1 protein-coding gene and 1 pseudogene are annotated in these 1,961 nt (G+C 39.0%); both read right to left on the minus strand.

Features of this window, described 5'->3' with window-relative positions; genetic code table 11:
- Positions 1 to 676, minus strand: a pseudogene (locus A9G24_RS02180) (hypothetical protein); the annotation flags it as partial.
- Between the two features lie 110 nt (positions 677 to 786).
- A partial coding sequence (locus A9G24_RS12785) for a DUF6708 domain-containing protein (protein ID WP_176701152.1) occupies positions 787 to 1,961 on the minus strand: 1,175 nt, incomplete at its 5' end.

Here is a 1,961-nt window from a genome sequence, read left to right on the forward strand (position 1 = left end):
GATTATAAGTGTTTTTGCCTACGCCCACGGACTGTGCAACGGGAAAGCCAGTTTTATAAGGGTGAAAGGAGAACACATTAACTAAGTTAGTACCACCCATATCCGAGCCAGTCTCGCCAAAATTAGCGGGCATAATATGTTCCCATTTAAACACCGCAATGCCACCACAATATTTAGGGCGTTGTACATACACTTGCCGTGTTACCCGATTAAACCGTACCCGAATATGGCGAAGCGTGAATAACTCTAAGCGACAGATATAACGGAAGTAGCGGATGCATAAATAAGCAGAGACTAAAAAAATGATTGCAAAAAATACCATTGCAAATATTCCGGAACCAATTTTATAATTATCCCATTCATTATTGTATAATTTTAAAGCCACTTTAAGTGCGAAATAACCTCCTGATGCTGTAATAAAAAATATAGCTAAACTAATCCAAGTAATAATCCCCCGAAAATTTTCAAGCATACCTCCTCGTATCTCTAAATAGCGATCGTTATAGGCATAATAAGGTCCTATCGGGCGTGGATTATGACTGACCGACTCTGTGGTATAATCTTTGGCGACTTCGCTTAACTTCATTGAGTTATCAGAATAATCTTTTTTCAATTTTTTACGTGTTTCAGGTTTAATTGCACTACCTAACCACAATATAAATTCACCAATATACATTAAAATGTCCCCTGAACTGCTTGGTAAAACTCGTTTAACTCTTCAGTTAAGTCATCAAATTGATCACGTTTGGCATCTTTGCTAAAGCAGCCACAATCTAACCTTACCAATTAATTCTCTGAATTCTCTTTTATGGGCTTTTCTGCTTGTTTTGTTGCTTTTGTTTTTCTTTTTCGGCTGGCTTTTTTCTTGGGTCTTTTAAATTGACCATAGTCGATAAGTTCGCCCGTTTCGTCATCAATTACGCCCCACTCTTGGCTACTATCTAAAATGGCCTTTTGTACCTCGGGTGGGTAATCCGATAGGGTGGTTTCTTTTGGTAAAGGTTTACCGGGTATACCCGCTTGCCTGATCACTTTTGGCCAACGAGGTTGCCAGCATAGGCATTCCGAAATAAAGTAACCCATAGTATAAAATGGCAATAAGATTAAAAAGACGGGGATTAACATTAAAATCATGATCACACTGGGGTTATTTTTTGCCAGATGGATCATGGGGCGAATATGCCCCTCAACACCGTGAAAGGGCATGGGTAAGTGGGTACTTAGGCGTGGTTTAGGCAGGTTTTGGGGACCATCTTCCATATAACGGCGGATAAATTCCCACTCGTCTTTATAATCTTGAGGATTATAAGTGTTTTTGCCTACGCCCACGGACTGTGCAACGGGAAAGCCAGTTTTATAAGGGTGAAAGGAGAACACATTAACTAAGTTAGTACCACCCATATCCGAGCCAGTCTCGCCAAAATTAGCGGGCATAATATGTTCCCATTTAAACACCGCAATGCCACCACAATATTTAGGGCGTTGTACATACACTTGCCGTGTTACCCGATTAAACCGTACCCGAATATGGCGAAGCGTGAATAACTCTAAGCGACAGATATAACGGAAGTAGCGGATGCATAAATAAGCAGAGACTAAAAAAATGATTGCAAAAAATACCATTGCAAATATTCCGGAACCAATTTTATAATTATCCCATTCATTATTGTATAATTTTAAAGCCACTTTAAGTGCGAAATAACCTCCTGATGCTGTAATAAAAAATATAGCTAAACTAATCCAAGTAATAATCCCCCGAAAATTTTCAAGCATACCTCCTCGTATCTCTAAATAGCGATCGTTATAGGCATAATAAGGTCCTATCGGGCGTGGATTATGACTGACCGACTCTGTGGTATAATCTTTGGCGACTTCGCTTAACTTCATTGAGTTATCAGAATAATCTTTTTTCAATTTTTTACGTGTTTCAGGTTTAATTGCACTACCTAACCACAATATAA

Origin of the sequence: Gilliamella sp. App6-5 (genome assembly GCF_001690525.1) — a bacterium.
Taxonomy (GTDB): Bacteria; Pseudomonadota; Gammaproteobacteria; order Enterobacterales; family Orbaceae; genus Gilliamella; species Gilliamella apicola_H.